The 24,860-nt window shown below is 40.7% G+C and carries 26 protein-coding genes; 14 read left to right on the top strand and 12 right to left on the bottom strand.

The features are described from left to right. The first annotated feature begins 37 nt into the window (after nucleotides 1-37). The 11 genes from PY091_RS02055 to PY091_RS02005 all read left to right on the top strand — a co-directional run bounded on the left by PY091_RS02055 (nucleotide 38) and on the right by PY091_RS02005 (nucleotide 11,039). On the top strand, nucleotides 38-868 hold the full coding sequence (locus tag PY091_RS02055; RefSeq protein WP_275648092.1) for an outer membrane protein assembly factor BamD: 831 nt from the start codon (nucleotides 38-40) through the stop codon (nucleotides 866-868). Between the two features lie 24 nt (nucleotides 869-892). Continuing rightward, nucleotides 893-1,219 (top strand): DNA-directed RNA polymerase subunit omega, encoded by a 327-nt coding sequence (locus PY091_RS02050; RefSeq protein ID WP_275648091.1) that lies wholly within the window; start codon nucleotides 893-895, stop codon nucleotides 1,217-1,219. Between the two features lie 3 nt (nucleotides 1,220-1,222). Beyond that, nucleotides 1,223-2,428 carry a bifunctional phosphopantothenoylcysteine decarboxylase/phosphopantothenate--cysteine ligase CoaBC gene (gene coaBC, locus PY091_RS02045; RefSeq protein WP_275648090.1) on the top strand — a complete coding sequence of 402 codons (1,206 nt, stop codon included), beginning with the start codon at nucleotides 1,223-1,225 and terminating at the stop codon, nucleotides 2,426-2,428. Further along, nucleotides 2,421-3,311 (top strand): type IX secretion system protein PorD, encoded by an 891-nt coding sequence (gene porD, locus PY091_RS02040; RefSeq protein WP_275648089.1) that lies wholly within the window; start codon nucleotides 2,421-2,423, stop codon nucleotides 3,309-3,311. The genes coaBC and porD overlap by 8 nt, the downstream gene beginning before the upstream one ends. A gap of 203 nt (nucleotides 3,312-3,514) precedes the next feature. Further along, complete coding sequence (recN, locus tag PY091_RS02035; protein WP_275648088.1) at nucleotides 3,515-5,167, top strand: DNA repair protein RecN; 1,653 nt, start codon at nucleotides 3,515-3,517, stop codon at nucleotides 5,165-5,167. Between the two features lie 73 nt (nucleotides 5,168-5,240). Then, nucleotides 5,241-6,053, top strand: coding sequence for an enoyl-ACP reductase FabI (locus tag PY091_RS02030; RefSeq protein ID WP_275648087.1), 813 nt, complete (start codon nucleotides 5,241-5,243; stop codon nucleotides 6,051-6,053). Between the two features lie 56 nt (nucleotides 6,054-6,109). Then, complete coding sequence (locus PY091_RS02025; protein ID WP_275648086.1) at nucleotides 6,110-7,126, top strand: glycosyltransferase family 2 protein; 1,017 nt, start codon at nucleotides 6,110-6,112, stop codon at nucleotides 7,124-7,126. Further along, the gene (locus PY091_RS02020) at nucleotides 7,119-8,075 is read left to right on the top strand and encodes a CdaR family protein (protein WP_275648085.1); all 957 of its coding nucleotides are present in this window, start codon (nucleotides 7,119-7,121) and stop codon (nucleotides 8,073-8,075) included. The genes PY091_RS02025 and PY091_RS02020 overlap by 8 nt, the downstream gene beginning before the upstream one ends. Then, nucleotides 8,072-8,665 carry a dephospho-CoA kinase gene (gene coaE / locus PY091_RS02015; RefSeq protein WP_275648084.1) on the top strand — a complete coding sequence of 198 codons (594 nt, stop codon included), beginning with the start codon at nucleotides 8,072-8,074 and terminating at the stop codon, nucleotides 8,663-8,665. Before PY091_RS02020 ends, coaE begins: the two co-directional genes overlap by 4 nt. A 64-nt stretch (nucleotides 8,666-8,729) precedes the next feature. Continuing rightward, nucleotides 8,730-10,313, top strand: a complete 1,584-nt coding sequence (locus PY091_RS02010) for a sensor histidine kinase (RefSeq protein WP_275648083.1) — start codon at nucleotides 8,730-8,732, stop codon at nucleotides 10,311-10,313. A 9-nt stretch (nucleotides 10,314-10,322) separates the two neighbouring features. Next, nucleotides 10,323-11,039, top strand: coding sequence for a response regulator transcription factor (locus PY091_RS02005; protein ID WP_275648082.1), 717 nt, complete (start codon nucleotides 10,323-10,325; stop codon nucleotides 11,037-11,039). 46 nt (nucleotides 11,040-11,085) lie between these two features. Here the strand turns inward: PY091_RS02005 and PY091_RS02000 are convergent, their stop codons facing one another. From PY091_RS02000 to PY091_RS01960, 9 genes are all read right to left on the bottom strand, one after another. Then, nucleotides 11,086-12,420: a GntP family permease gene (locus PY091_RS02000; protein WP_275648081.1), complete on the bottom strand. Its 1,335-nt coding sequence runs from the start codon at nucleotides 12,418-12,420 to the stop codon at nucleotides 11,086-11,088. 6 nt (nucleotides 12,421-12,426) lie between these two features. After that, complete coding sequence (locus PY091_RS01995) at nucleotides 12,427-12,918, bottom strand: gluconokinase (RefSeq protein WP_275648080.1); 492 nt, start codon at nucleotides 12,916-12,918, stop codon at nucleotides 12,427-12,429. Next, nucleotides 12,911-13,834: a tRNA (adenosine(37)-N6)-dimethylallyltransferase MiaA gene (gene miaA, locus PY091_RS01990; protein ID WP_275648079.1), complete on the bottom strand. Its 924-nt coding sequence runs from the start codon at nucleotides 13,832-13,834 to the stop codon at nucleotides 12,911-12,913. The genes PY091_RS01995 and miaA overlap by 8 nt, the downstream gene beginning before the upstream one ends. Beyond that, a complete protein-coding gene (locus tag PY091_RS01985; protein ID WP_275648078.1) occupies nucleotides 13,831-14,682 on the bottom strand; it encodes an ion transporter in 852 nt (283 codons plus the stop codon). Before PY091_RS01985 ends, miaA begins: the two co-directional genes overlap by 4 nt. A 3-nt stretch (nucleotides 14,683-14,685) precedes the next feature. Continuing rightward, a complete protein-coding gene (locus tag PY091_RS01980; RefSeq protein WP_275648077.1) occupies nucleotides 14,686-16,017 on the bottom strand; it encodes an exonuclease domain-containing protein in 1,332 nt (443 codons plus the stop codon). Between the two features lie 13 nt (nucleotides 16,018-16,030). Then, nucleotides 16,031-16,690 carry a YggS family pyridoxal phosphate-dependent enzyme gene (locus PY091_RS01975; RefSeq protein ID WP_275648076.1) on the bottom strand — a complete coding sequence of 220 codons (660 nt, stop codon included), beginning with the start codon at nucleotides 16,688-16,690 and terminating at the stop codon, nucleotides 16,031-16,033. Between the two features lie 6 nt (nucleotides 16,691-16,696). After that, a complete protein-coding gene (locus PY091_RS01970; RefSeq protein WP_275648075.1) occupies nucleotides 16,697-17,932 on the bottom strand; it encodes a DUF1015 domain-containing protein in 1,236 nt (411 codons plus the stop codon). 177 nt (nucleotides 17,933-18,109) lie between these two features. Beyond that, on the bottom strand, nucleotides 18,110-18,997 hold the full coding sequence (locus PY091_RS01965) for a 3-hydroxybutyryl-CoA dehydrogenase (RefSeq protein WP_275648074.1): 888 nt from the start codon (nucleotides 18,995-18,997) through the stop codon (nucleotides 18,110-18,112). Between the two features lie 52 nt (nucleotides 18,998-19,049). Beyond that, a complete protein-coding gene (locus PY091_RS01960) occupies nucleotides 19,050-20,015 on the bottom strand; it encodes a Gfo/Idh/MocA family protein (RefSeq protein ID WP_275648760.1) in 966 nt (321 codons plus the stop codon). 115 nt (nucleotides 20,016-20,130) lie between these two features. Here PY091_RS01960 and PY091_RS01955 point away from each other — a divergent pair, with 115 nt between their 5' ends. Next, nucleotides 20,131-20,772, top strand: coding sequence for a protein-L-isoaspartate(D-aspartate) O-methyltransferase (locus PY091_RS01955; protein WP_275648073.1), 642 nt, complete (start codon nucleotides 20,131-20,133; stop codon nucleotides 20,770-20,772). On the opposite strand, the gene smpB is transcribed toward PY091_RS01955, so the two are convergent. Further along, entirely contained in the window at nucleotides 20,769-21,230 is a 462-nt protein-coding gene (gene smpB, locus PY091_RS01950; RefSeq protein WP_275648072.1) for an SsrA-binding protein SmpB, read from the bottom strand. The two genes, PY091_RS01955 and smpB, sit on opposite strands and share 4 nt — an antisense overlap. A gap of 80 nt (nucleotides 21,231-21,310) precedes the next feature. Here smpB and PY091_RS01945 point away from each other — a divergent pair, with 80 nt between their 5' ends. After that, the gene (locus PY091_RS01945) at nucleotides 21,311-22,054 is read left to right on the top strand and encodes a DUF6503 family protein (RefSeq protein ID WP_275648071.1); all 744 of its coding nucleotides are present in this window, start codon (nucleotides 21,311-21,313) and stop codon (nucleotides 22,052-22,054) included. On the opposite strand, the gene PY091_RS01940 is transcribed toward PY091_RS01945, so the two are convergent. After that, nucleotides 22,051-22,575: a histidine phosphatase family protein gene (locus PY091_RS01940; RefSeq protein WP_275648070.1), complete on the bottom strand. Its 525-nt coding sequence runs from the start codon at nucleotides 22,573-22,575 to the stop codon at nucleotides 22,051-22,053. The genes PY091_RS01945 and PY091_RS01940 overlap by 4 nt on opposite strands. Nucleotides 22,576-22,648: 73 nt before the next feature. On the opposite strand from PY091_RS01940, the gene PY091_RS01935 reads away from it, so the two are divergent. Next, complete coding sequence (locus PY091_RS01935; RefSeq protein ID WP_275648069.1) at nucleotides 22,649-24,052, top strand: PorP/SprF family type IX secretion system membrane protein; 1,404 nt, start codon at nucleotides 22,649-22,651, stop codon at nucleotides 24,050-24,052. 111 nt (nucleotides 24,053-24,163) lie between these two features. Here PY091_RS01935 and PY091_RS01930 read toward each other — a convergent pair whose 3' ends face one another. Further along, on the bottom strand, nucleotides 24,164-24,760 hold the full coding sequence (locus PY091_RS01930; protein WP_275648068.1) for a TetR/AcrR family transcriptional regulator: 597 nt from the start codon (nucleotides 24,758-24,760) through the stop codon (nucleotides 24,164-24,166). Nucleotides 24,761-24,860: the final 100 nt, after the last annotated feature.

Below are 24,860 nucleotides of genomic sequence, written 5' to 3'. Positions count from 1 at the left end.
TTTTTTTATATCCATTCAATATCACTAATTTTGCAAAATGTTTTTGAAAATGAGGCCAATACTTCTTACATGCCTAATGGCAATTCTTTTCGCTTCCTGTAGTGAGTACCAAAAAGTGCTCAAGGAAACCGATGTGAAGCCAAAATACGATATGGCCGAAAAGCTGTATAACGAGGGCGATTTTAAAAGAGCTGTGAGGTTATACGAGCAAATAGCCCCTAAATATGTGGGTAAACCACAAGGAGAGCGTGTAATGTTCTTTTTTGCAGATAGCTATTTTAAAAATGAAGATTATTACCTGGCAGGCTATCAGTTCGAACGTTTTATAAAATCTTATCCCCGAAGCGATAAAATCCAAGAAGCGAGTTTTTTGGGAGCGAAAAGCTACTACATGCTTTCTCCAAGATATTCCTTGGATCAAACCGAAACGGACAAAGCTCTTTTAAAGCTGCAAACTTTCATCAATAATTATTCCGAGTCGGAATATTTTGAAGAGGCGAACAAAATGGCCATGGAGTTGACCAGTAAAAAGGAGAAGAAACAAATTGAAATAGCCAAACAGTTCAATAAATTGGGAGAGTTCAACCTGCCAATTTTGGTATCTGCTTTAACAGCTTTTGATAATTTTATCACAGATAATCCAGGTTCCATCTACAGAGAGGAAGCTTTATATTATCGAATTGAGGCGGCAACACATTTGGCACTCAACAGTACCGAGGACAAGAAACAAGAGCGTTTACAGGACGCGCTTGACTCATATAACAATTTAATGCGATATTTCCCTGAGACCAAGTTTAAGAAGGATGCGGATAAACTTGCCGAAACAGTGAGGGAGGAATTAAGCGCATACACTACTTTATCCAAATAGAAAATAGTTTTTAAACAACTGCATATGCAAGATTTGAAAAACACAAAGGCTCCGGTTTCCACAGTAACTCTAAACAGAAATGAGTTCGATGAAAAAACCGGCAACATTTACGAAGCCATTTCCATTACGGCCAAAAGAGCCATCCAAATCAATTCTGAAATCAAAAAAGAATTGTTGGAGAAGCTAGAAGAGTTCGCTACCTATAGCGACAGTTTGGAAGAGGTTTTCGAGAACAAGGAACAAATCGAAGTTTCCAAGTTCTACGAAAAATTGCCAAAACCACACGCTTTGGCGGTACAAGAGTGGTTGGAAGATAAAATCTACTACAGGAATACAGAGAAAGACGCTTAAGAAATGCTTAGCGGTAAAAATATTCTTTTGGGAGTTTCCGGGGGAATTGCCGCGTACAAGACTACATTTCTTGTTCGTTTACTGATCAAAGCTGGCGCTCAGGTCAAAGTTGTTATGACCCAGAGCGCCAGCTCTTTTGTTTCTCCACTAACACTTTCCACACTCTCTAAAAATCCAGTTTTATTGGATTTTGTGAATGAGGAAGATGGCAGTCTTTCATGGAACAATCACGTAGAACTCGGACTTTGGGCCGATGTAATGTTGATTGCTCCTGCTACGGCCAATACCCTGTCCAAAATGGCAAACGGGACATGCGACAATCTACTTTTAGCGACTTATTTGTCAGCAAAATGCCCCGTGTATTTTGCCCCAGCCATGGATTTGGATATGTACAAGCATCCTTCCACAAAAAGCTCTTTGGAGAAACTTCAATCTTTTGGCAACATCATGATTCCTGCTGAATCAGGCGAATTGGCCAGCGGATTGCACGGCGAAGGGCGTATGGCAGAACCGGAGAACATTGTTACATTTATACAAGAGGATTTGGCCAAGGGTCTTCCGTTATCGGGAAAAAAAGTGCTCATCACGGCAGGTCCCACCCACGAAGCTATTGACCCAGTGCGTTTTCTGGGAAATCGTTCCACGGGTACAATGGGGTTCGAACTGGCCAAAAAAGCTGCTGACCTTGGCGCAAACGTAATTTTGGTGTCGGGTCCTACGCATTTAAATATCGAACATAATAATATTCAATTGGTTCGTGTAACCTCTGCACAGGACATGTACGAAGCTTGTCATGAACATTATTCCAATATCGATATTGCCATATGCGCAGCTGCCGTTGCAGATTATCGACCTAAGACCATTGCTTCAGAAAAATTGAAGAAGCAAGAAGGGGACATGAAGATTGAACTGGAACGAACACCAGACATTTTGAGGTCACTTGGTGAAGCCAAAAAGAATCAATTTTTGGTAGGGTTTGCATTGGAAACCCAAAACGAGTTGGAAAATGCCAAAGGCAAACTAAAAAGAAAGCATTTGGATGGCATTGTGCTCAACTCCCTTAAAGATGATGGTGCAGGGTTTGGTAGAAGCACAAATAAAATTACTTTCATAGATAAGAATTCGGAGATAAAAACGTTTGATTTGAAGACGAAGTCCGAAGTGGCTTCCGATATTTGGGAAGAAATCATCTCCAGAATCCATGCGTAACATACTTTTTTCCGTTTTTCTTTTATTTGCTGCACTAGGCACGCATGCACAGGAATTGAATTGCCAGGTCACCGTAAACTCTGACCAAGTGGGGCAGACCAACCAGCAGATATTTAGAACTTTGGAGCGTTCGCTCAACGATTTTGTGAATAAGACCAAATGGACGAACAGGACATACCGAGAAAATGAACGGGTCAATGCGCGGATGTTCATCACCGTAACCCAATACGAATCGGACCGTTTCGAGGCCAATATTCAAATTCAGTCCACTAGGCCCGTTTTTAGTACTACCTACGAAAGTCCGGTATTCAACTATAAGGATAACGCCTTTAATTTTCAATATCAGGAATTTCAACCATTGGTTTTTAATCCAAATAACTTCGATTCAAATTTAGTAGGGGTGATATCGTACTACGTTTATGTGATTTTAGGATTGGATGCCGATACTTTTTCCTTGGAAGGAGGGAATGACTTTTATCGTAGGGCCCAAAATATAGTAACCCAAGCGCAAAGCTCAAGTTACAGCGGTTGGAGTCAGGAAACTGGCGATCGTAGCCGTTTTGAACTGGTGGACAATCTTTTGAGTAATTCGTTTAGGGAATACAGGATTGCCATGTACAATTACCACAGAAAGGGACTCGATATATTGGCGGACAATAACAGTACGGGCAAGCAAATTATTGCGGGAAGCCTTCGATTGTTCGAAACGCTTATCAGTCGTAGGCCCAATGCTTTCTTGATTCAGACCTTTTTTGATGCCAAATCCGAGGAAATTCAGAATATCTTCTCCGATGGTCCCAAGATAGACATCGTAAAGCTAAAGGAAACCCTTAACAAAGTTGCTCCATTTTATTCCGGCACATGGAATGAAATAAATTACTAGCGCAGTTTTAAGCGTCAGTTCGAGTGATTTTAAGGGACGAAAAATCGTATCGAGAACTTTTGTGGATAAAAATTCTTTTTCTCGATACAAATTTCACTCATATTGTCGTGAAATCCACTCGAAATGACGAATTTTTTCAAAATCCAAAATGGGTTAGTGCAGTTCTATAAAGAAATTTATCTTTACGGGTAAATTCTTCGATATTGCTAGTTAATCTATCCATCCAAAATTATGCACTCATTGATGATGTAAGTGTGTCTTTTTCCAACGGCTTCACCACCATAACAGGAGAAACCGGTGCAGGAAAATCCATACTATTGGGAGGTCTTTCCCTTGTTTTGGGAAAGCGTGCCGATTTATCGTCCCTCAAGAACAAGGAGCAAAAATGTGTGATCGAAGCTGAATTTGATGTATCCAAATACCAACTCAAGCCATTTTTTGAGGAAAACGACTTGGATTACGAGAAAACCACGATTCTTCGAAGGGAAATTTTGCCCAGCGGCAAATCCAGGGCGTTTGTAAATGACTCTCCGGTTACTTTGGATGTAATGCGTGCTTTGGGCGATCAATTGGTGGATGTGCACTCACAGCACCAGACCATGCAGCTTACCGACAATGATTTCCAGATGAAAGTGCTCGATGCTTTGGCAGATAACTCAGGGAACCTTTCGGGGTACGCGCACGAACTCCAAAAGTTAAGGATAGCCTCTAAAGAGCTGCAAAAGTTGGAAGATTTTCAGTCCAATGCGGATAAGGAGCACGACTACAATAGTTTTTTATTGAAGGAATTGGAAGATGCCAAGCTAAAAGAAGGCATGCAGGAGGAGCTGGAGGAAGAGTATGAGCAGTTGAGCAATGTGGAGCAGATTATGGGACAATTGTCCGCAGGGCACCAATTGTTGAATGATGAGCAATTGGGTATTGTGGGCAGACTGACAGATTTAAAACGTGCATTGCAAGGTTTATCGGATTTTGGAGCTGAATACAAGTCTTTATATGAAAGGATTCAATCGGTTTTGATTGAAACTGATGACATCGCTTCCGAATTGGAGCAATTGGAGGAAGGTGTTGAAGCCAATCCAGAACGTTTGGAAGTGGTCAATGGCCAATTACAACAACTGTACGATCTTCAGAAAAAGCACCAAACCGATTCGGTGAAAGAATTAATCGATATTCGTGAAGGGTTGTCACAAAAAGTGGATGAAGTAGCCAATATCGAATCAAAAATCAAGGAAAAACAGGAAGAAGTTGAGACCATCACTAAAAAAGTAGATACTTGGGCCAAGAAAATAAGTGAGGGCAGACAGGCCGTAATCCCTACATTAAACGAAAGGCTTCAAAAAAACCTATCATCCTTAGGTATGCCATCGGCTACTTTTAAAATTGAGGTAAACCTGTCCAAAACATTCAAAACCAACGGAAAAGATGATTTAGTGTTCTTGTTTTCAGCAAACAAGGGCTCCAGTTATGGTGAATTGAAAAAGGTTGCATCGGGCGGTGAACTATCGCGTATTATGCTCACCATAAAATCAATATTGGCCGAGTATGAAAACCTGCCCACTATGATGTTTGATGAAATAGATACAGGGGTTTCCGGTGAAATATCAAACCGAATGGGAGAGATTATGCAGCAAATGAGCAATACCATGCAGGTGTTTTCCATTACACACTTGCCTCAGGTCGCATCAAAAGGACGCTACCAATTCAAGGTATACAAGGAAGAAGGGGCAGAAGGTACAAGTACACACATTAAGCAGTTAAGCACAGATGAACGTGTGCGGGAGCTAGCTGAAATGTTAGGAGGTAAAACGTTGTCGGAATCCGCTTTGGCGCACGCCAAGGAGTTGTTGCAATAAAACAATCGAGCTGCTTCCCAAACTTCAATTAGTTTAAATATCTTTGTCACACAATCAACAATTGCAAGAAACTATGGCATACAATCTTTTAAAAGGTAAAAAAGGAATCATTTTTGGCGCATTGGACCCTAACTCCATTGCTTGGAAAACCGCTGAACGTGTTCACGAAGAAGGTGGTGAGTTTGTTTTGACCAACGCACCTATCGCTATGCGAATGGGGCAAATCAATGAACTAGCGGAAAAAACCAATTCACAAATAATTCCTGCAGATGCCACTAACGAAGAGGACTTGAAAAACTTGGTGGAGAAATCCATGGAGATTTTAGGTGGTAAGTTGGATTTTGTGCTACATTCCATAGGAATGTCCGTTAACGTTAGAAAAGGAAGACATTATACAGACGAGAATTATAGCTTTACCGAAAAAGGATGGGATGTGTCCGCACTTTCTTTCCATAAAGTAATGCAGTCGCTTTACAAGGCAGAGGCCATGAACGAATGGGGAAGTATTGTTGCCTTGACCTATATGGCGGCCCAGAGAACATTCCCAGACTATAACGATATGGCTGACAACAAGGCTTATTTGGAGTCAGTTGCCAGGAGTTTTGGCTACTTCTTTGGAAAAGAGCATAAAGTAAGGGTTAATACTATTTCACAATCACCAACCCCAACCACGGCTGGACAAGGTGTGAAAGGTTTTGATGGTTTTATCAATTATGCAGAAAAAATGTCTCCGTTGGGTAATGCCACCGCAGACGACTGTGCTAATTATACGGTGTCCTTATTCTCTGATTTGACCAAAAAGGTTACCATGCAGAATCTGTTCCACGACGGTGGTTTCTCCAATACCGGGGTAAGCCAAGAGGTAATCGATGAATTTTCGGAATAAACCCTAAAAAAAATTGAGGGAAGCCATCCTTTTTTGGGATGGCTTTTCTATTTGATATGAATACTGTTTTATCCATAATAGTTCCGGTTTACAACAGGCCGGAAGAGGTTCGGGAGCTCTTGGAAAGTCTTGAAAGACAGGATTTCCAGAAAGATTTTGAAGTGGTTATCGTAGAAGATGGTTCTTCGGAATCTTCGGAGGGTATTGTGGAGAAATTCCGGGACAAGCTAAACATATCCTATTATTTTAAGGAAAACTCGGGACCCGGCGATTCCAGAAATTTTGGAATGCAAAATGCCAAAGGGAATTACTATATCATTTTGGATTCAGATTGTATACTGCCAAAACAATACTTGTCCGAAGTTAACAAGGAACTGGAAAAGGATTTTGTCCATTGTTTTGGTGGACCAGATGCCGCCGATGCATCTTTCACCATCGTACAAAAGGCAATTAACTACGTGATGACCTCTTTTTTTACCACAGGTGGAATACGTGGGGGTAAAAAAGCAGTTGGAAAGTTTCAACCACGAAGCTTTAATATGGGTATTTCCAAACAAGCATTTGAAAGAGCGGGCGGTTTTGGTAGAATTCATCCGGGAGAAGATCCGGATTTGACTTTTCGCATATGGAAAGCTGGTTTTGAAACAAGGTTGTTTCCTGAAGCTTATGTTTACCACAAACGCCGTATCGATTGGAATAAATTCTACATTCAAGTAAACAAATTTGGGATGGTGCGCCCTATACTCAACAAATGGCACCCTGGAACCGCAAAGCCCACCTATTGGTTTCCTACCTGGTTCATGTTCGGGTTATGTGTTGCAGTTGTTTTTGCCATCTTCGGGCTTTGGCTTCCGTTGGTGTTATACGTGTTCTATTTTGCCGTACTGTTTTTGGATGCATTTATCAAGAATAGGAACCTGTTGGTCGCCTTCTTGGCCATTTATGCTGCCCTGGTACAGTTTACAGGATATGGAATTGGTTTTTTCAAGTCCACAATGTTGCTTAACTTTAGTAAAAAGGAGCCAGAAGAACTGTTTCCAAAACTATTTTTTAAGAAAAGTAAAGGTGGTTAAAAAGGTATTGCACGGCCTCAACAAAAAAAAGGTAAAAGTATTTTCACTTTTCTTGCTTTGCTCTTTTTTGGCATGGTTCATCAGTAATTTATCCGATACCTACGAGTCTAGGGCATATTTTACAGTCAATTACCGAAATCTGCCCGACTCCTTGTTGCTCGGAAAAAATGCGAACAATCAAATCGAGGCCAAATTGAGAGCCAGTGGTTTTCAGTTTTTGTACTATAAAATATTTAGGAGCCGAATAGATATTGATGTATCACAGGTCGAATTTAATAGTGGGAGGTATTTTTTAAGCGAAGACTCCTTTAAAAGGCAGATGGATCAACAATTATCGCAGAATATATCTTTATTGGAATTGGACTCGAACACTTACGTTGTGGACCTCTATCAAGTGGATTCCAAAAAAATACCGGTAAAGGCGGTTTTGGACCTTCAGCTTCAGCAAAATTATATTTTGGACGGAAAACTCCAAATATCGCCGGATTCCGTGGAGGTGAAGGGACCAAAAAATGAAATTGACACACTGGAATCTATTAAAACAGCACCCCTACAATTGGCCAATGTAAATTCAGATTTTTCTAATGAGGTTACTTTGGTATTCCCCAAGGGATTGGATAATAGCATATTTTCCAATAGTAGAGCAACTGTAGCCGGCAAGGTTTCCAAATTTTCCGAAAAAGTGTTCGAAGTACCGATACAGGTCATTAATATACCGGAAGGTTATCATGTTCGAACTTTTCCAAATGCAGTTACAATACTGTGTAAGGCAACTATTGACCGGTTAAAAGAGATTTCAGCTTCGGATTTTGAAATTGTGGCCGATTATGGTCAATTACAAGGCTCCGATAGCCGCACATTGTTTTTGGAGGTTACGGAGAGCCCGCAAAAGGTATATGATGTAAGGTTGGAAGAGAATACGGTAAACTTTGTATTGGAGCAGCAATGATGGTGGTAGGATTAACAGGAGGTATTGGAAGCGGTAAAAGCACTGTGGCCAAAATGTTCAGAGAGCTTGGCGTTCCCGTCTATGATTCGGATATAGAGGCCAAAAAACTCATGTCCAGTTCCAAAGAGGTGATTGCCGCTATAATTGCTCTGCTCGGTAATGAAGCCTATGAAAATGGATATTTAAACAGATCTTACATTGCTAATAAGGTTTTTAAAGACCCAGAATTGCTACAAAAACTAAATGGTATTGTGCATCCCGCTGTAGGAAATCATTTTATACAATGGGCCAAAGAACAGAAAACACCATATGTAATTCAAGAATCCGCCTTGATTTTTGAAAATGGATCCCAGGACAAATACGATCGAACAATTTTGGTGACTGCCCCTGTTGCTACTCGAATACAAAGAGTAGTGGAGCGGGACAGTGTGGACAAAGAGGCCGTTGTTGATCGTCTGGAAAACCAGCTGAAAGACGAAGAAAAACTCGGTATGGCAGATTATTTGCTGGAAAATTTGGACTTGGACAAAACCAAGAACAAGGTTAAAGAGCTACACCTCAAACTATTAGCATTAGCGTCTAAATTTTAACATTTATGTTAAGTTTTGGTTAAACGACCAAACTACTAAATGTTAAATTTTTAATTTTACACCAATGAACAAGAAGCTATTCGTTCTTCTGGTTGTTCTTATGAGCTTATCCCTTTTGGGGATAATTTTCGTGCAGGTTTACTGGATCAAGACATCCATAAACGATAAGGAAGAACAATTTTCGAGAACAGTTACCGACATACTGGATAAAGTTGCGAGTAGGGTGGAGAAGCGCGAGATGAAGGAATACTCGGACCAGTTGGCTTCTCTTGCAGATAGTATTGGCGAACCTAAAGGTGCCCAGTATAAGAAGTTTATGTTTATGGAAAGGGATCTCAATTCCGACGAAATCCTTTTTTATTCTCATGGAATTCTTGAAGAAGATTACAATATAACCTCGGCGTTCTTTGATAATAAATTAGGCGGTTCGGATACCACCACGCTCAAAAATTTTACCAGCCTTAGAACAAAAAGTGTTTTTAAGGAAGAGTTTGGGCTCGATGGTAAAAGTTACAGTTTGACCCCAATAGAAAAGGTGACCAATATCGGTAAGCTCGATAAGATTGAGAGAGCTGCCTGGGAGGATGTGTTTATGGAGTACTCCAAAACGCAACCCATCCATAAAAGGGTTTCCAAGCAAGAATTGGAATTGCTCCTTAGTCAGGAATTGAGTAACAGGAACATCGATATTGATTATGAGTACGGGGTGTACAGTCAAGGTTATCCCACAAAAGTTCGTTCCAGAAAATTTAAGTTCTCTGGTTCCAAAATGTATAAGGCACCAATTTTTAAAGACAGTGAGGGTCAATCCAACTTTTCTTTATTGCTGACATTCCCAAGCATGAAACGGTACATTTTTAGTTCTGTGATGGGAATGGCCATTTTATCATTGGTTTTTACATTGGTAATTATGCTGGCTTATTCCAGTGCCATTTATCAATTGATCAAGCAAAAACGTATTTCCGAGATTAAATCGGATTTCATCAATAATATGACGCACGAGTTCAAGACTCCGATTGCAACCATCAATTTAGCTGTGGAAGCTATCCGTAATCCAAAGTCCATAGAGGACAAGGAAAAGGTTCTGCGCTACTTGGGAATGATTCGAGACGAGAATAAGCGTATGCATGCACAAGTTGAGAATGTGCTACGGATATCCAAATTGGAGAAAAACCAATTGGACATTAGTAAGGATAGGGTGAATATGCATGACATAATAACCGACGCCATTGCGCACATTGAACTGATAGTGCAAGATAGGGGAGGTTATGTTAACGCACATTTGGATGCAGAACGCTCCGATGTCCTAGCCAACGATATGCACATGACCAATGTGATAGTCAATATTTTGGACAATGCCGTGAAGTATTCTCCCGAAACACCAAAAATTGATGTTTTCACCGAGGTGGTCAAAAACAGCATCATTATTAAAGTGCAAGATCAAGGTGCGGGAATGAGCAAAGTAGTGCTCAAAAAAGTATTTGAAAAATTTTACCGGGAACATACCGGCGACATACATAACGTTAAAGGCCATGGATTAGGCTTGGCCTACGTAAAACGAATTATAGACGATCATCAGGGTGAAGTTTATGCGGAAAGTGAAAAAGGAAAAGGAAGCACTTTCTTTATAAAACTCCCTTTAATTTAAAAACGAACTATGGAAACAGAAAAAAAGAAGATACTATTAGTAGAGGATGACCCCAATTTTGGGATTGTCCTTAAGGATTACTTAAATATGAACGACTTTGATGTTGTTCTGGCCAAAAACGGAATGGAAGGTTTTGAAAAATTCAAAAAGGACAACTATGATGTCTGTATTTTGGATGTGATGATGCCTTACAAAGATGGTTTTACCTTGGCTAAGGAAATCCGTGAAAAAAATGAAAACGTTCCGATCATTTTCTTGACTGCCAAAACCATGAAGGAGGATGTTTTAAAGGGATATAAAGCCGGTGCAGACGACTATTTGAACAAGCCTTTTGATTCAGAAGTACTGTTGATGAAATTGAAGGCCATTCTTCAAAGAAAAGCATCAAGCTCCTTGGCGGACAGCAAACAATTCGAGTTCCAGATTGGAAACTTCCATTTAAACTCAAAACTTCGTTTTCTTAAGTACAAAGAAGAAGAACCAATTAAACTATCTCCTAAAGAGAACGAATTGTTGCGCTTGTTGGCATTGCATGAAAATGACTTGATGCCGCGTGAATTGGCTTTGACCAAAATCTGGAGAGACGACAATTATTTTACCTCAAGGAGTATGGATGTTTACATTGCCAAACTCAGAAAGTACCTGAAAAAGGATGATTTGGTAGAGATATTGAACATCCATGGAGAAGGGTTCAGACTTGTGGTAAAAGCCGAGAACGAACAATAATCCAATTAGATATAGAATTTCAAAGCCACCGTTAAGGTGGCTTTTTTTATACGAACATATATACGATTGATACCGTAATAACACCAACAAAAGCCAAAATAGTGGTCATTACCGTCCAAGATCTAAAGGTCTGTTTCTCTGTAATCCCTAAATATTGACCTACCAGCCAAAAACCACTATCGTTCACATGTGAAAAAATACTTGCACCGGAAGCTATGGCAATTACCATACAGGCCAGTTGGATTGGGCTAAGAGATGTATTTGCCAATAAAGGGGACACAAGTCCGGCTGCAGTGATCATAGCAACAGTGGAGGATCCTTGTACGATTCTTACAATAGCGGCACTAATAAAAGCGAAGGCCAAAACAGGAATACCGACATTGCTCAACGAGGTAGCCAATAATTCACCGGCTCCCGTATCCGTTAGCACCTGTTTAAACACTCCACCGGCACCGGTAAGGAGGATAATGGTACCTGCAGGTGCCAAAGATTTAGTGGAAATCTTCAAGAGTTGATCTTTGGTAAACCCTTTTTTGAGTCCAAAAAAATACCAGGCCAATAGATTGGCCAATATAAGTGCGGAAAAAGGATGTCCTATCAAAGCAATGATATTTAATAGGGCAGGATTTGAAATACCAAATGTGCCTGCGGCAACGATGGTATTCAATAAAATCAAAACGATAGGTAATCCAATGATAAGAAGTGTTTGTCCAATGGGAGGGAGCTCTGGGTGGTTTTCATCTTCAATCTCCTCAGGGGCGGATACTAAAATCTTCTTTGCAATTCGCCTACCGAACCAAAGGCCTGCAATCAAAGCAGTAGGAACACCCGCAACGAACCCCATGAGTATTACCCAGCCCAAGTCAACCCCTATAATATCAGCAACGGCAATGGGACCGGGAGTAGGAGGGATAAAAGCGTGGGTTATGGCCAATCCCGCTAAAAGTGGAATGGCGTACAACAATAGGGATTTGCCAGTTCTTCGCTGGAGAGCATAGATCATGGGAACCAGAATAATGAAAGCCACATCAAAGAAAACGGGAATGGCAATTAAGAATCCAGAAATGACCATGGCCAGTGGAGCCCTGTCAAGTCCAAATTTGGATATCATAAAATTAGCTATGGTCTTGGCTCCGCCCGAAGCTTCCAGAATTCCCCCGAAAATCGCCCCCAAACCAACAACGGTTGCCACAAACCCTAGGGTGCCGCCCATTCCTTTTTGGATTGTACCAATGATTTGGGCCGCGTCCATTCCTGCCAAAAGACCCACGGCAATACTACCAATAAGCAATGCTATAAAGGCGTGTATGCGCAGTTTTAATATCAGAAACAAAAGGATAGCGATTCCGATTGCAACAGCTAGGAATAGATTGACCTCCATGGATGGTTAGAGTTGTTTTAGAATTTCCTTTACGATTTTGGCGGGAGTTTCATCAATGGAAACAGAGATTGATTTTGAGGGAGGCTCCAAGGCATCAAACTGGGATTGTAAAAGGTGTACGGGCATAAAGTGTCCTTTTCTTTTTTCCAATCTCGATTTTATAAGGTCAAAAGAACCATCCAGGTAAACAAAAGCAATACAATTGCCCATTCCGGCCCTTAAAAGGCTGCGATAATTTTTTTTAAGTGCCGAACAAGCGATTATGGCTCCTTTTTGCCTATGTTCCAATGCCAGTTTGTTTAACGAAATCAACCATTCTTTCCGGTCTTCGTCGTTTAATGGAGTGCCCGAGCTCATTTTTTGAATATTGGCCTCAGGATGAAAATCATCGCCATCGTAGAAAGGGCGAGATAGTTTTTCTGAAAGTAATTTTCCAATTTCTGTTTTACCGGAGCCACTGACTCCCATTACCACAATCACAGTTTTACCGTTAGGCATAAAGGTCGGTTTTTAGTCTGTCCATGACTATTTGCAGTATATCTTCGGACTTTGCGCCAAAAGGCACCCACAAAATGTCATTGTTTTTTCGCAACCATGTTAGTTGCCTTTTGGCAAAGCGCCGCGTATTTTTTTTAATTTCAGAAACAGCGAAATCTAGCGAGCAATGCCCTCCAATATATTCAAAAAGTTCTTTGTAACCAACTGTTTGTAAAGCATTGAGGTGTCTATAGGCATAAAGTTGTTCCGCTTCTTCCAAAAGACCGGTTTCCATCATTAAGTCTACACGGGCATTAATTCGATCATAAATAACTTCCCTCGGGGCATCTATACCAATGTAAAGTGACTTAAAAGGTCTTTTTGGTTTAGGTTGGTTCAAGAAAGATGTATAGGGTTTTCCAGAAGTCCTACATACTTCCAATGCTCGAATTAATCTGTGGGGGTTTTCAAGGTCTACCGTGTTATAATATTCGGGATCTAGGAGCATTAATTCATCTTGCAGATTTTTTATACCTTCTCTATCTAGCTGATTATTGAGTTCCTCCCTAATTTTTGGGTTAACTTCGGGAAACTCATCAAGTCCGGATATTACAGCATCTACGTAAAGTCCGCTACCACCGACCATTACAACGATATCTTTATTTTGGAACAGTTCGCTCAACAAGGAAATGGCATCTTTCTCAAAATCTCCGACAGAATACCGGTCGTTTATACTTTTGTGCTGAATAAAATGGTGGGTGGCCTGCTGCAATTCTTCTTCTGATGGCACAGCAGTACCTATTTCCATTTCCTTAAAAAACTGTCGGGAGTCGGCAGATATTATCTCTGTATCAAAGTGTTTGGCCAATTGTATGCCCAGTGAGGTTTTGCCAATGGCTGTGGGGCCAACTACGGCCAGCAATACTTTTGTGCTCATAAAGGGTGTCCGCAATTAAAACAATGTGTTGCATCGTCTCTATGACCTTCTATTCCACAACTGGGGCACGCCTGGGTATTTACGTGAACCAAATACTCCTCATCACCATCTTCGGAACCATTGCTTTTGTTTTTTGCAAATTCTGCGGTGACAATTCCGGTGGGTACTGCGATGATACCGTAACCCAAGATCATAATGACCGTAGCAATAAATTGTCCGAGGTTGGTCTGTGGGGCAATGTCCCCATAGCCTACGGTGGTAAGGGTAACTATGGTCCAATAAATACTGCGTGGAATACTGGTAAATCCTGAATCATCCCCTTCAACAATGTACATGATGGTGCCAAGTATCACGGATAATATCAAAACAACATAGATAAAAACCGCAATTTTCGCACGACTGGCTTTTAGTGCAGATTGTAATTGCGATGCCTCACCAATAAATTTTACAAGTTTTAATATTCTGAAAATTCTTAATAATCGGAATGCCCTAACCGCCAATAAAACCTGGGACCCTGCTAAAATATAGGATAAATAAAGCGGGATGGTCGATAAGAAATCTATGACTCCGTAAAAACTAAAAACATACTTTAATGGTTTCTTGATGCTGACCAGTCGGGCAATATACTCCAAGGTGAAAAATATGGTAACAATCCATTCAAGCGTAAGTAATATTCCGTGATAGTGTTGGTCGAAATCATCAATGCTCTCGAGCATTACCAGAACCACACTAAATATGATCAGAATAAAAAGAACAATGTCAAATAGTTTACCTGATGGTGTGTCCGCTTCATAAATCACTTCATGAAGTTTATTCTTCCATTTGGGTTGTGGTTTGTGTTCTTTCAATGATCAGGAAGTTAACGGTATTTTTTTTAGCCTGTTGTTTTTTCTCAAATAGGTTTCCAAAATAAACGTAGTGTTTTCATCACTGCGCATCGGGGTCATTATGGATTCTAAGATATGAATATTATTGATTTGATGGTTGAGTTCCACATAGCCAAACCCTTGGAGCCTACCATTTTTTATTAAAATAAAACTACGTTCGCCCGTTGCCCTGCCGCGATCTGTCAAGGCAATGTTCTTGTCTTGAATACTATATTTTTCAAAGGCAGAAAGCACTTTTTCGTTGCAGTCGGATGTTATGAGTTCGGCCTGATCGTGAACACAGGTGTTTTCAATTCCAAATGAGGATGGGCAAAGTTCAAATTCTTCAGATAATTTTTCCAAAAAACTTTTGGCTGCCTGCGTTCCGTTGAAGGCCATTTTTTTCTGCTCCAAGATTCGATTTTTTTCCACTTCCAAAATTATATGCTCGGTACCATTTTTGTTGAAATCTATAGTGTGGGTAAACAGCTTTTTCTTGGAGACATGATTATATCGAGGTCTGTTTTTCTTTTGCTCTTCATATGCCTTTAAAATGGCAATGAGTTCACTTCCAGTGGTTTCGAAAGTAACCCTTTTTGTTTCTTTTTGAAGTTTGCGGGCAATTTTCCCCACATTGGTAAAGTGTTGGTTTACACGCTTTTTTATATCCTTTGTCTTACCCAGAAAGATAATGTCCCCATCCTTGTCGTGCATATAATAAACACCGGTTTCCGATGGTAAGTTGTACACCATGTCCAGTTGATTGGGGGAAAGTTCCCCATGCGTTTCTTCTCGGATAACCTCCGTGATGATTCTTTTGTCAGAGTCTTTGTCCAGCAACAACTTAAAGAGTTTTAAGGTAGCCAGTGCATCTCCATTGGCTCGGTGCCTATCGCTCATGGGAATACCCAACGAACGCGCCAATTTCCCCAAGCTGTGCGACTCCGCTTCGGGTATGAGTTGTTTGGAAAGGTCAACGGTACAAAGTGTCTTGCGTTGAAAATCATAGCCCAAACGTCTAAACTCGGTCCTTAGGATTCGATAGTCGAATTGGGCATTGTGTGCCACCAAAACAGCTCCTTCTGTAATCTCTACGATGCGTTTGGCCACTTCATGAAACTTAGGGGCCGAACGCAACATTTTGTTGTTTATTCCGGTAAGTTTAACCACAAAAGGTTGTATTTCCTTTTCTGGGTTGATCAAACAAATGAATTTGTCCACTACCTGATGCCCATCAAACCTGTGGATGGCAATTTCGGTAATGCCTTCCTCATTGTATTTTCCTCCCGTGCTTTCAATGTCGAGTATTGCGTACATGGAAAATTAATGGTTATGAATAGTTTCTAGACCCAAATATACTGCTTCCTATCCGTACCATGGTGCTACCTTCCTCAATGGCAATCTGGTAATCACCACTCATGCCCATGGAAAGGATGGTGTTATCCTTCAATTTTGTCGTAAGGTCATCGAACATGGATTTAAGTTGGGCAAACTCCCTACGTACCTGTTTTTTGTCGTCTGTAAAAGTCGCCATGCCCATCAAACCAACAATCTTGATATGCTCCATGGCCTTGAATGCATCAGAATTGATAAGCTCGTTTAGCTCTGTTTTGTCCAGACCAAATTTGGTATCTTCTTCGGCAATATGGATTTGTAGCAAGCACGGAATCACACGGTCGTGCTTTTTTGCCTGCTTGTTGATTTCCTTCAACAAGCGAGGACTGTCCACTCCATGAATCAAGGAGACAAATTCAGCCATGTATTTGACCTTGTTTCGCTGTACATGGCCTATCATATGCCATTCGATGTCCTTGGGCAAGTCTTGCCATTTTTGGACCATCTCCTGCACTTTGTTTTCCCCAAACACGCGTTGCCCAGCTTCATACGCCTCCAGAATGTCATCGTTGGGCTTGGTTTTGGAAACAGCGACCAAAGTAACTCCCTTGGGGAGGTCGGATTTTATTGAATTGAGATTATCTTTTATGGACATGGTTTTCTATAATTCATAAATAGCCAGCCCGCTACGGAGCTTAGGCTCAATATACGTGCTTTTTGGTGGCATTACCAAACCAGCATCGGCAATTGCCTTGATTTCTTCAACAGTTGTGGGTACTAGGCTAAAACCCACCGCATAGCTGCCCGAATCCACCATATCCTTCATTTGGATAAGGTTGTTTTTGCCATAACCATAGCAAATCCGCTTATCATTCCTCAGGTCTGTGATGCCTAAAATGGGCTCTAAAATAGTCTTGTACAGGATTTGGGTGTCCAGTTTGCTCAAGGCATCGGTAAACTCATGATTGGTTTTTCTGAAATGCAGTGTGTAGAATTCTCCTTCCAAATACATGCTGAACTCATGTTTTTTGGATGGTTTGCAAAGCCCATCTTCCCTTTTCTCTATTCTGAAATGCTCGTCTAACTGAATCAGAAACTCTTTTTTCGAATACCCGTTCAAATCTTTGATCATTCGGTTGAACTCGGAGATTCTCATTTGGGACTCTGGAATCAAGTAAGCCATAAAATAATTGTAGGCTTCTTCTCCTGTATGATTCTCGTTTTCCGATTTTTTTACATCTGCTAATAGGCTAGAAGAGGCACTACGGTGGTGTCCATCCGCAATATAGAGTGCATTGAGGTCTCCAAAAGCCTTTTCCAGTTTCTCAATCCCTTCGGGATACGAGATTTTCCAAAGTTTATGGTTTACCCTGTCTGTTGTTGTGAAGTCGTATTTGGGCTTTCGTTCAATTTTACGTTGAAAGATTTCATCGACCAGCTCATTATCCTCATAGGTCATTAAAACCGGTTCTGCATTAAAACCTACCGTATGAAGGTAATCGGCAAAAAGCTCTTCGCGGTCCTGAATGGTATCCTCGTGTTTTTTTATGACGTTGCTCCTGTAGTCATCCACACTACAGGCACAAAAGAATCCCAAGCTCTTAAAATCATCTTTTTCAATTTGATACAGGTAAAAGCTGGGCTCCTCATCTTTTTGAAAGATGTTCTCCTCCAAAAACTCCAAATACCGATTGTGAACCAACCCAAACCTTTCTTTTCCCTTGATGTTCTTTTCGAACTTGAACCCTGGGTTGATGATATGCAAAAACGAAAAAGGGTTGTACTGCAATACCGCTTTCAGTTCCTCTTTGGAATATTCTTCGTAGGAGCGGGATGCAACAAAAAAAGCTTTGTCCTTTGTAGGGCGGATGGCCTTAAAAGGTTTTACAATGGCCATGAAATTCGTTTTCTATTTAAAGGGACTCCCCTTATGATTAATTATCGCTACTTTATTTTAAAAATACCCAGTGCTCTTTGTCATTTCGAACATAGTGAGAAATCTCTTTATAGGTTAAAAGTTAAGAGATTCCTCGTTGCATTGCTCTGTCGGAATGACAACTAAGTTCTTTGAATCCTATTTGAATTGTGCGGAAACGTTTTCTGCTTTTCTGGATTCGGAGTAATCGTAAAAACCTTCACCCGATTTCACGCCCAATTTACCGGCCATTACCATGTTGACGAGCAGGGGGCAAGGAGCGTATTTTGGATTTTTGAATCCATCGTACATCACATTTAAAATGGAAAGGCATACATCCAAACCAATAAAATCCGCCAATTGAAGAGGACCCATGGGGTGCGCCATGCCCAATTTCATTACGGTATCGATTTCTTGAACGCCAGCCACGCCATTATACAAGGTTTCAATGGATTCGTTGATCATGGGCATCAAAATGCGATTGGCCACAAACCCTGGGTAATCGTTTACCTCGGTCGGGATTTTGCCCAATTTTTTGGATAAATCCATGATGGTTTCCGTGATTTCATCAGAGGTGCTGTATCCACGAATGATTTCTACCAACTTCATGATTGGCACGGGGTTCATAAAGTGCATCCCGATTACTTTCTCTGGACGATTGGTGGCAGCACCAATTTGCGTAATGGAAATAGAGGAGGTGTTGGTAGCCAAAATGGTCTCTGCTTTGCAGATTTCATCCAAGTCCTTGAAAATCTTGAGTTTGATATCCAAATTCTCTGTGGCAGCTTCAACCACTAAGTCCATATCAGAAACACCATCTTTTAGGTTGGTATAGGTAGTGATGTTGTTGAGTGTAGCCTCTTTTTTGGCTTCGTCGATTACTTCTTTGGCAATCATTCTGTCCAAATTCTTGGTAATGGTAGCCATTCCTTTGTCCAAAGAGGCTTGGGAAATATCCACCAAGTTGACTTTATATCCGTTTTGGGCAAAAACATGGGCAATTCCGTTACCCATGGTTCCAGCACCTATTACTGCGATTTGTTGCATAGTATATTGTTTAAATTGTTGTCAGTTCGGGCAAAGCCGAGATTGACGACGATTAATTTTCAAAAGACTCAATTATTTGAAGGGCCACTTTTAGTGCATTGGTCCCTTGTTCCAAACTAACGATTGGGGTAGTGTCGTTATTAATGGCATCGGCAAATGTTTCCAACTCGTCCAAAATGGCATTGTTGACGTCTATTTCGGGGTTTTCAAAATAGATTTGTTTTTTGTCACCTTCCGCATTTTGAAGAATCATATCAAAATCCCCTGGGTTTTCTGGAGCGTCCTTCATTTTTACCACTTCCACTTTCTTCTCCAAGAAGTCTACGGAAATATATGCGTCGCGCTGAAAGAAGCGTGACTTGCGCATATTTTTCAAAGAGATTCGGCTAGAAGTAAGGTTGGCTACACAGCCGTTCTTGAATTGTATACGCGCATTGGCAATGTCTGGAGATTGACTTATCACAGAAACACCACTGGCATTTATTTTTTCCACTTCGGACGGAACAACGCTCAAAATGGCATCAATGTCGTGTATCATTAAATCCAGCACCACGGGCACATCGGTTCCGCGTGGGTTAAATTCCGCCAGCCGATGGGTTTCGATGAACATGGGGTTCTCGATTTTGCCTTTTACCGCTATAAACGCAGGATTAAAACGCTCCACATGTCCAACTTGCCCTTTTACACCGTGCTTTTTGGATAGCTCCAACAATTCTTCGGCTTCTTCAAGCGTATTGGTAATAGGCTTTTCAATAAAAATATGCCTACCTTTTTCAATGGCTTTTTTGGCGCAATCAAAATGGGATAAGGTAGGGGTTACAATGTCCACAACATCCACGGCATCTATCAAATTATTGATGTTGTCGTAATGGGTATAACCAAATTCGGCGGCTACTTTTTTGGCATTGATCTCATCTGGGTCATAAAATCCGATCAGTTCATATTTGTCCGATTGGTTTAAGAGCCTTAGGTGTATTTTTCCTAAATGTCCTGCACCCAGGACACCAACTTTAAGCATATTACCTGTTTTCGTCAAAAATACGGATATGATGCCATTTTCCATAAATTTTTGAAAGGAACTAAGGGGATAATTTTGGGGAACTTTTTAAATTCGTGCCACCAGACCATACACCATGAAGGATACGCTCAAACATAGGGGAATGCGCAAGAACTTGGCCGAAATTGTTGAGGCCAAGGGTATTACGGATAAAAAAGTACTCGAAGCCATTAAAACTGTTCCAAGACACCTGTTTTTGGATAGCAGCTTTGAAGACCATGCATACCAGGACAAGGCGTTTCCAATTGGTGCGGACCAGACGATTTCACAGCCTTATACCGTGGCTTTTCAAACGCAATTGTTGGAGGTGAAGCCCAATGCCAAAATATTGGAAATAGGGACTGGTAGTGGGTACCAAACAGCGGTTTTATTGCATCTACGCGCCAAAGTTTACACTATTGAGCGCCAGTTGGAGTTGTTCAAGACAACGCGCTTGTTCTTTAATAAAATGCATTACCGTCCCAAGAAAATGATTTTTGGTGATGGCTATAAAGGATTGCCCGAAGAAGCTCCTTTTGATGGAATTATCGTGACTGCTGGTGCGCCTGAGGTACCACGACCACTTTTATCCCAGTTGAAAGTAGGGGGTAGGCTGGTAATTCCCGTTGGTGTGGATGAACAAATTATGACCTTGTTCGTTCGTAAATCCGAAAAGGAGTTTGAGAAAAAAGAGTTCGGTTCGTTCCGATTTGTTCCCTTGTTGGAGGATAAAAACTAGTTGTTGAAACTCTTTTTGATTCGGGATAGATTGCGCTTATTATCCCTATCCTTTATGGTTTCCCGTTTATCATAGAGCTTTTTACCCTTTGCTAAACCGATATTCATTTTGGCTAAACCTCTATCGTTGATAAAAACTTTGAGCGGGACAATAGTGAGCCCAGTAGTTGCAACTTCCTTTTGAAGTTTCTTTAATTCCCGTTTATTGAGCAACAATTTACGAACGGCCTTGGGGGCATGGTTAAAATGACTTGCGTGGCTGTATTCATCAATCTGCATGTTGACGACGAACAGTTCACCTTTGTCATTAAATTCACAAAAGCTTTGGGAAATGGAAGCTTTACCCTGTCGAAGTGATTTTATTTCGGTACCCCCCAGAACAATACCTGCGGTATAGGTGTCCAAAATTTCGTAATCAAATCGAGCTCTTTTATTTTTTATGTTGATATTTTGCTGCATTGGGCACAAAAATATAAACTCTTTGCCAAGAAAATTGTAATGTTATAGTAGATTTTACGAATAAGTACCAAAACAACCACATGAAAAGAATTTTTATCCCCCTAATGCTTGTTTTTGCCATTGGCTGTAAGCAGGAACCGAAAAAAGAACTGACCGTGCAAGAAATCGTGGATAATTCCATAGCCGATAGCGGAGGAAAAATGTTTAACGATTACAAAGTGACTTTTGATTTTCGGGACAAATCTTACACATCTGAAAATGTCGAGGGGCAGCGTGTTTTTAAACGAATTTCCGATTTGGACTCTACCCAGATTGTTGATGTTAAGCGAGCTGATGACTTTGAACGTTATATGAACGATTCCTTGGTAATGGTGCATGATACCATGGCGGTCAAATATGCCAATTCCATAAACTCGGTGCATTATTTTGTACGCTTGCCCTATGGTTTAAACGATGCCGCAGTGAACAAGGAACTTCTAGGCAAAGAAACCATCAAGAACAAAGAATATTACAAAGTAAAGGTAACGTTTGACCAACAGGGCGGAGGTGACGATTTTGAGGATACCTATTTGTATTGGTTTGATATAGAATCATTTAAACCTGATTATCTAGCGTATGACTTTCATGTAAACGGGGGTGGTCAACGGTTTAGAAAGGCTTACAACGAACGCTATATCAACGGTATCCGGTTTGTAGATTATGAGAATTATAAACCTAAAACGGATGGTTTGGACATTCTGGAAATAGGACAGCTATTTGATAAAGGGGAACTAGAACTATTAAGCAAAATTGAGCTTGAAAATATTACCGTAACAGAGAATTAGTCCATTTTTAATCTAATATCGGTGGGAACCCCATCAATTATTTGAACAATGAAAAGGCTGCTGTTGTCGGTATCGTCCATTTGCTCGTATTTTTCCATGCCAATAACTTTGTTCACGAGCATTGGTGTAGTGTTGCTGTGACCTACAACAAGTACATTTTTACCTTCATTTTCCAATTTAAAGGACTCTACATCTAAATTTCGAGGATCATAGTATTTAATATCAATGTCTTTTTTGATGGATGTTGGTGCTGCAGTCATTGACGTCCGCTCATAGTTGGTAGAATAAACCATATCCAAAGGGATTGGGTCGAATACCTCTGCCCATCGAATAGCCCTGTCCAGTCCGTCCTGGTTGAGTTCTGGATCTGGGTTTTCAGGGTCGGTCCTGTCTTTTTCCGCATGTCTGATAAAATAAAAGGTGGAGATAACAGGGTCTTCTGCAATTTTCGTATCTTTTTTGCAGCCGATACTTCCAACGAGTATAATTGCAAGGGCAATTAGAGGTTTGATAGTTCGCATAGTACTATTTAAAGTTCCCGTGTGTTTTTTTGTTATTTAGCTTAAAAGTAACGTTTAATTTTCATTTTCTCGTATGCCCAAGTTTTTGATTTATTTGTTTGTATTGGCATTTTGTTTTGCAGGTAGGGGACAAGAACCTGTTTTGCCTTCAGATTTTAGACAGCATTCATTGACTCAATTCAATTCCAGTTTATGGAATCCAACATATGCAATGGATTGGAATAATCCCAATTCACTTTCTGTTTGGACCCGTTGGCAATGGCAAACCATTGATGGCGATCCAACGACCATTTTTGCCAACTATACCCATCAAATTAATTCTACAGCGGTCGCTTCAGCCGGATTTCTGCAACATAATACGGGTATATTTCTTTATACAGGAGGTAATTTGACCTTTGCCCAGACCTTTGAGCTAGATAAGGGTGTGCGCTTGATGGCGGGCATAAATACTTTTGTTTATCAACAAACGGTGGCCGACGAGCAATTTATCCAAGGAGATGCTCCCGATCCTATAATTTTGGAAGATTTTGAAGGTTTCAAGGTCCAATTTTCACCAGGATTGCGATTATTGGTCAACGAATTTAGTGCGGGATTGGCTTTTGAAAATGCCGTTGGGTTTAATATTTCGGGCAATGGTGATAGTATGGACAGTTTTCAAAGTATAACAGGGACAGTAAGCAACGATTTTCCGGTTTCCATTTCAAAAAACTTTGGCAACTCATTTGTTCGTCCCGTGGCCTATGTTAAAACTGTTCCTAATGGTGACACTCAATTTGGATTGAACGGTTTGCTGTCCACTTCTAAATTTTGGGTACAAGGGGGATATAATAGTTTTTATGGTCCTTCCGGTGGACTGGGGGTCACAATTTCGAATGTATTTTCAATAGGTGGTTTAATGGAGTTTGGAACGGACAGCTCGTTAAGTGAAACAGATTCCACTATTGAAATTGTTGCATCCTATCATTTTGGTAAAACGAAGCAAAAGCAAAAAGTGGAGCCTGAAGAAGACGAAGCTTTAGAAGAAGAAATTGAACAGCAAAGAATAGAGCAGGAACAAAGAGAGCTCGAGGCAAGAAGGCGTGCAGAACGCGAAAGGGATTCCTTGGCAGAAGTACAGCGTATTAAGGAACAGTTGGAACTGCAACGAAAAAGCGATAGTATTGCTCGTGTGCAGAATCAAAAAGTAGAGGTTTTGCCCAACGAACGCTACGAGGAGGTAGAAAGTGAAGATGGACTGGAACCCGGTTTCTATTTGATTGCCAATGTATACGGAACCAAAAAGTACTTCGAAAACTTTATGAAGACACTTCAGGAAAAAGGACTTGAGCCAAAATCATTCTACAGGAGCTTCAATAAATATAATTATGTGTATTTGGAGCGCTACAATACTATGGATGAAGCCAGGAAAGCTAGGGATAGCAAGTTTTTTGGCAAATACGACGACAAGACTTGGATCTTCCGTGTAAAGGCTAATTGAGTTTACCGAGTTATATCATTTCAAACAAAAGAAGAAATCTTGTGGCAAATTTGATTATGTGAACTTCTCCGTATAACCTCGATTTATAGGAAGAAAAAAGGAAGGTTGGCCTTACTTGTTAAGTTCTTGCTTCACCAAATACTCCATATAAGTGATGGTGTTGATCAAATATTTTCGGTCTTGTGTCATGGTGCTCATGGCTACAGCACCTTGAATCATGGTGAACAATTGTTTTGCAAACTGTAACGGGGGCACTGGAAGTTTTATTTCTTGTTTTTTGGCTCCATTTTCCAAAACCAAAGCAATTTTACCCTCGATTTCCTTGATGGTTTCTTTTACCGCGGCGGCCAACAATTTGTTGTTTCCTTGGGCATCTACACCAACATTTAACAGGGGGCATCCACCAATTGGAAGGGTGAACACATCGTATTGCTTGTAAAAACTTAGAAGCGAGGATAGTTTATCCATGGCATTTACGCCAATTTCTAATTTATTGTCAACAGTTTTTAAAAGTAAATTGCGGTTATATTCGAATGCGGAAAGCGCCAATGCCTCCTTGTTTTCGAAATTTCCATATATGGCACCTTTGGTAAGCCCGGTTGCTTCCGTAAGGTCGCTCATACTGGTTCCGATGTAGCCGTGCTTATTAAATAAGGGTGCAACGGTCTCAATGATATAAGCAGTGGTTCTTTCAGCTTTTTTGGTCATTGTAGTAAGGGTTGGTGATGGTGGAAACTAAGATATAAAAAATCACATACTGTATGGTATTTTTTAAAGTAAAAGCCCTTACTTTAACACAGTAAGGGCT

This window comes from Flagellimonas okinawensis (assembly GCF_029194005.1).
Classification (GTDB): Bacteria; Bacteroidota; Bacteroidia; order Flavobacteriales; family Flavobacteriaceae; genus Flagellimonas; species Flagellimonas okinawensis.
The sequence above is the reverse complement of the archived record's forward strand: the minus strand, read 5'-3'. Positions and strand labels throughout refer to the sequence as shown.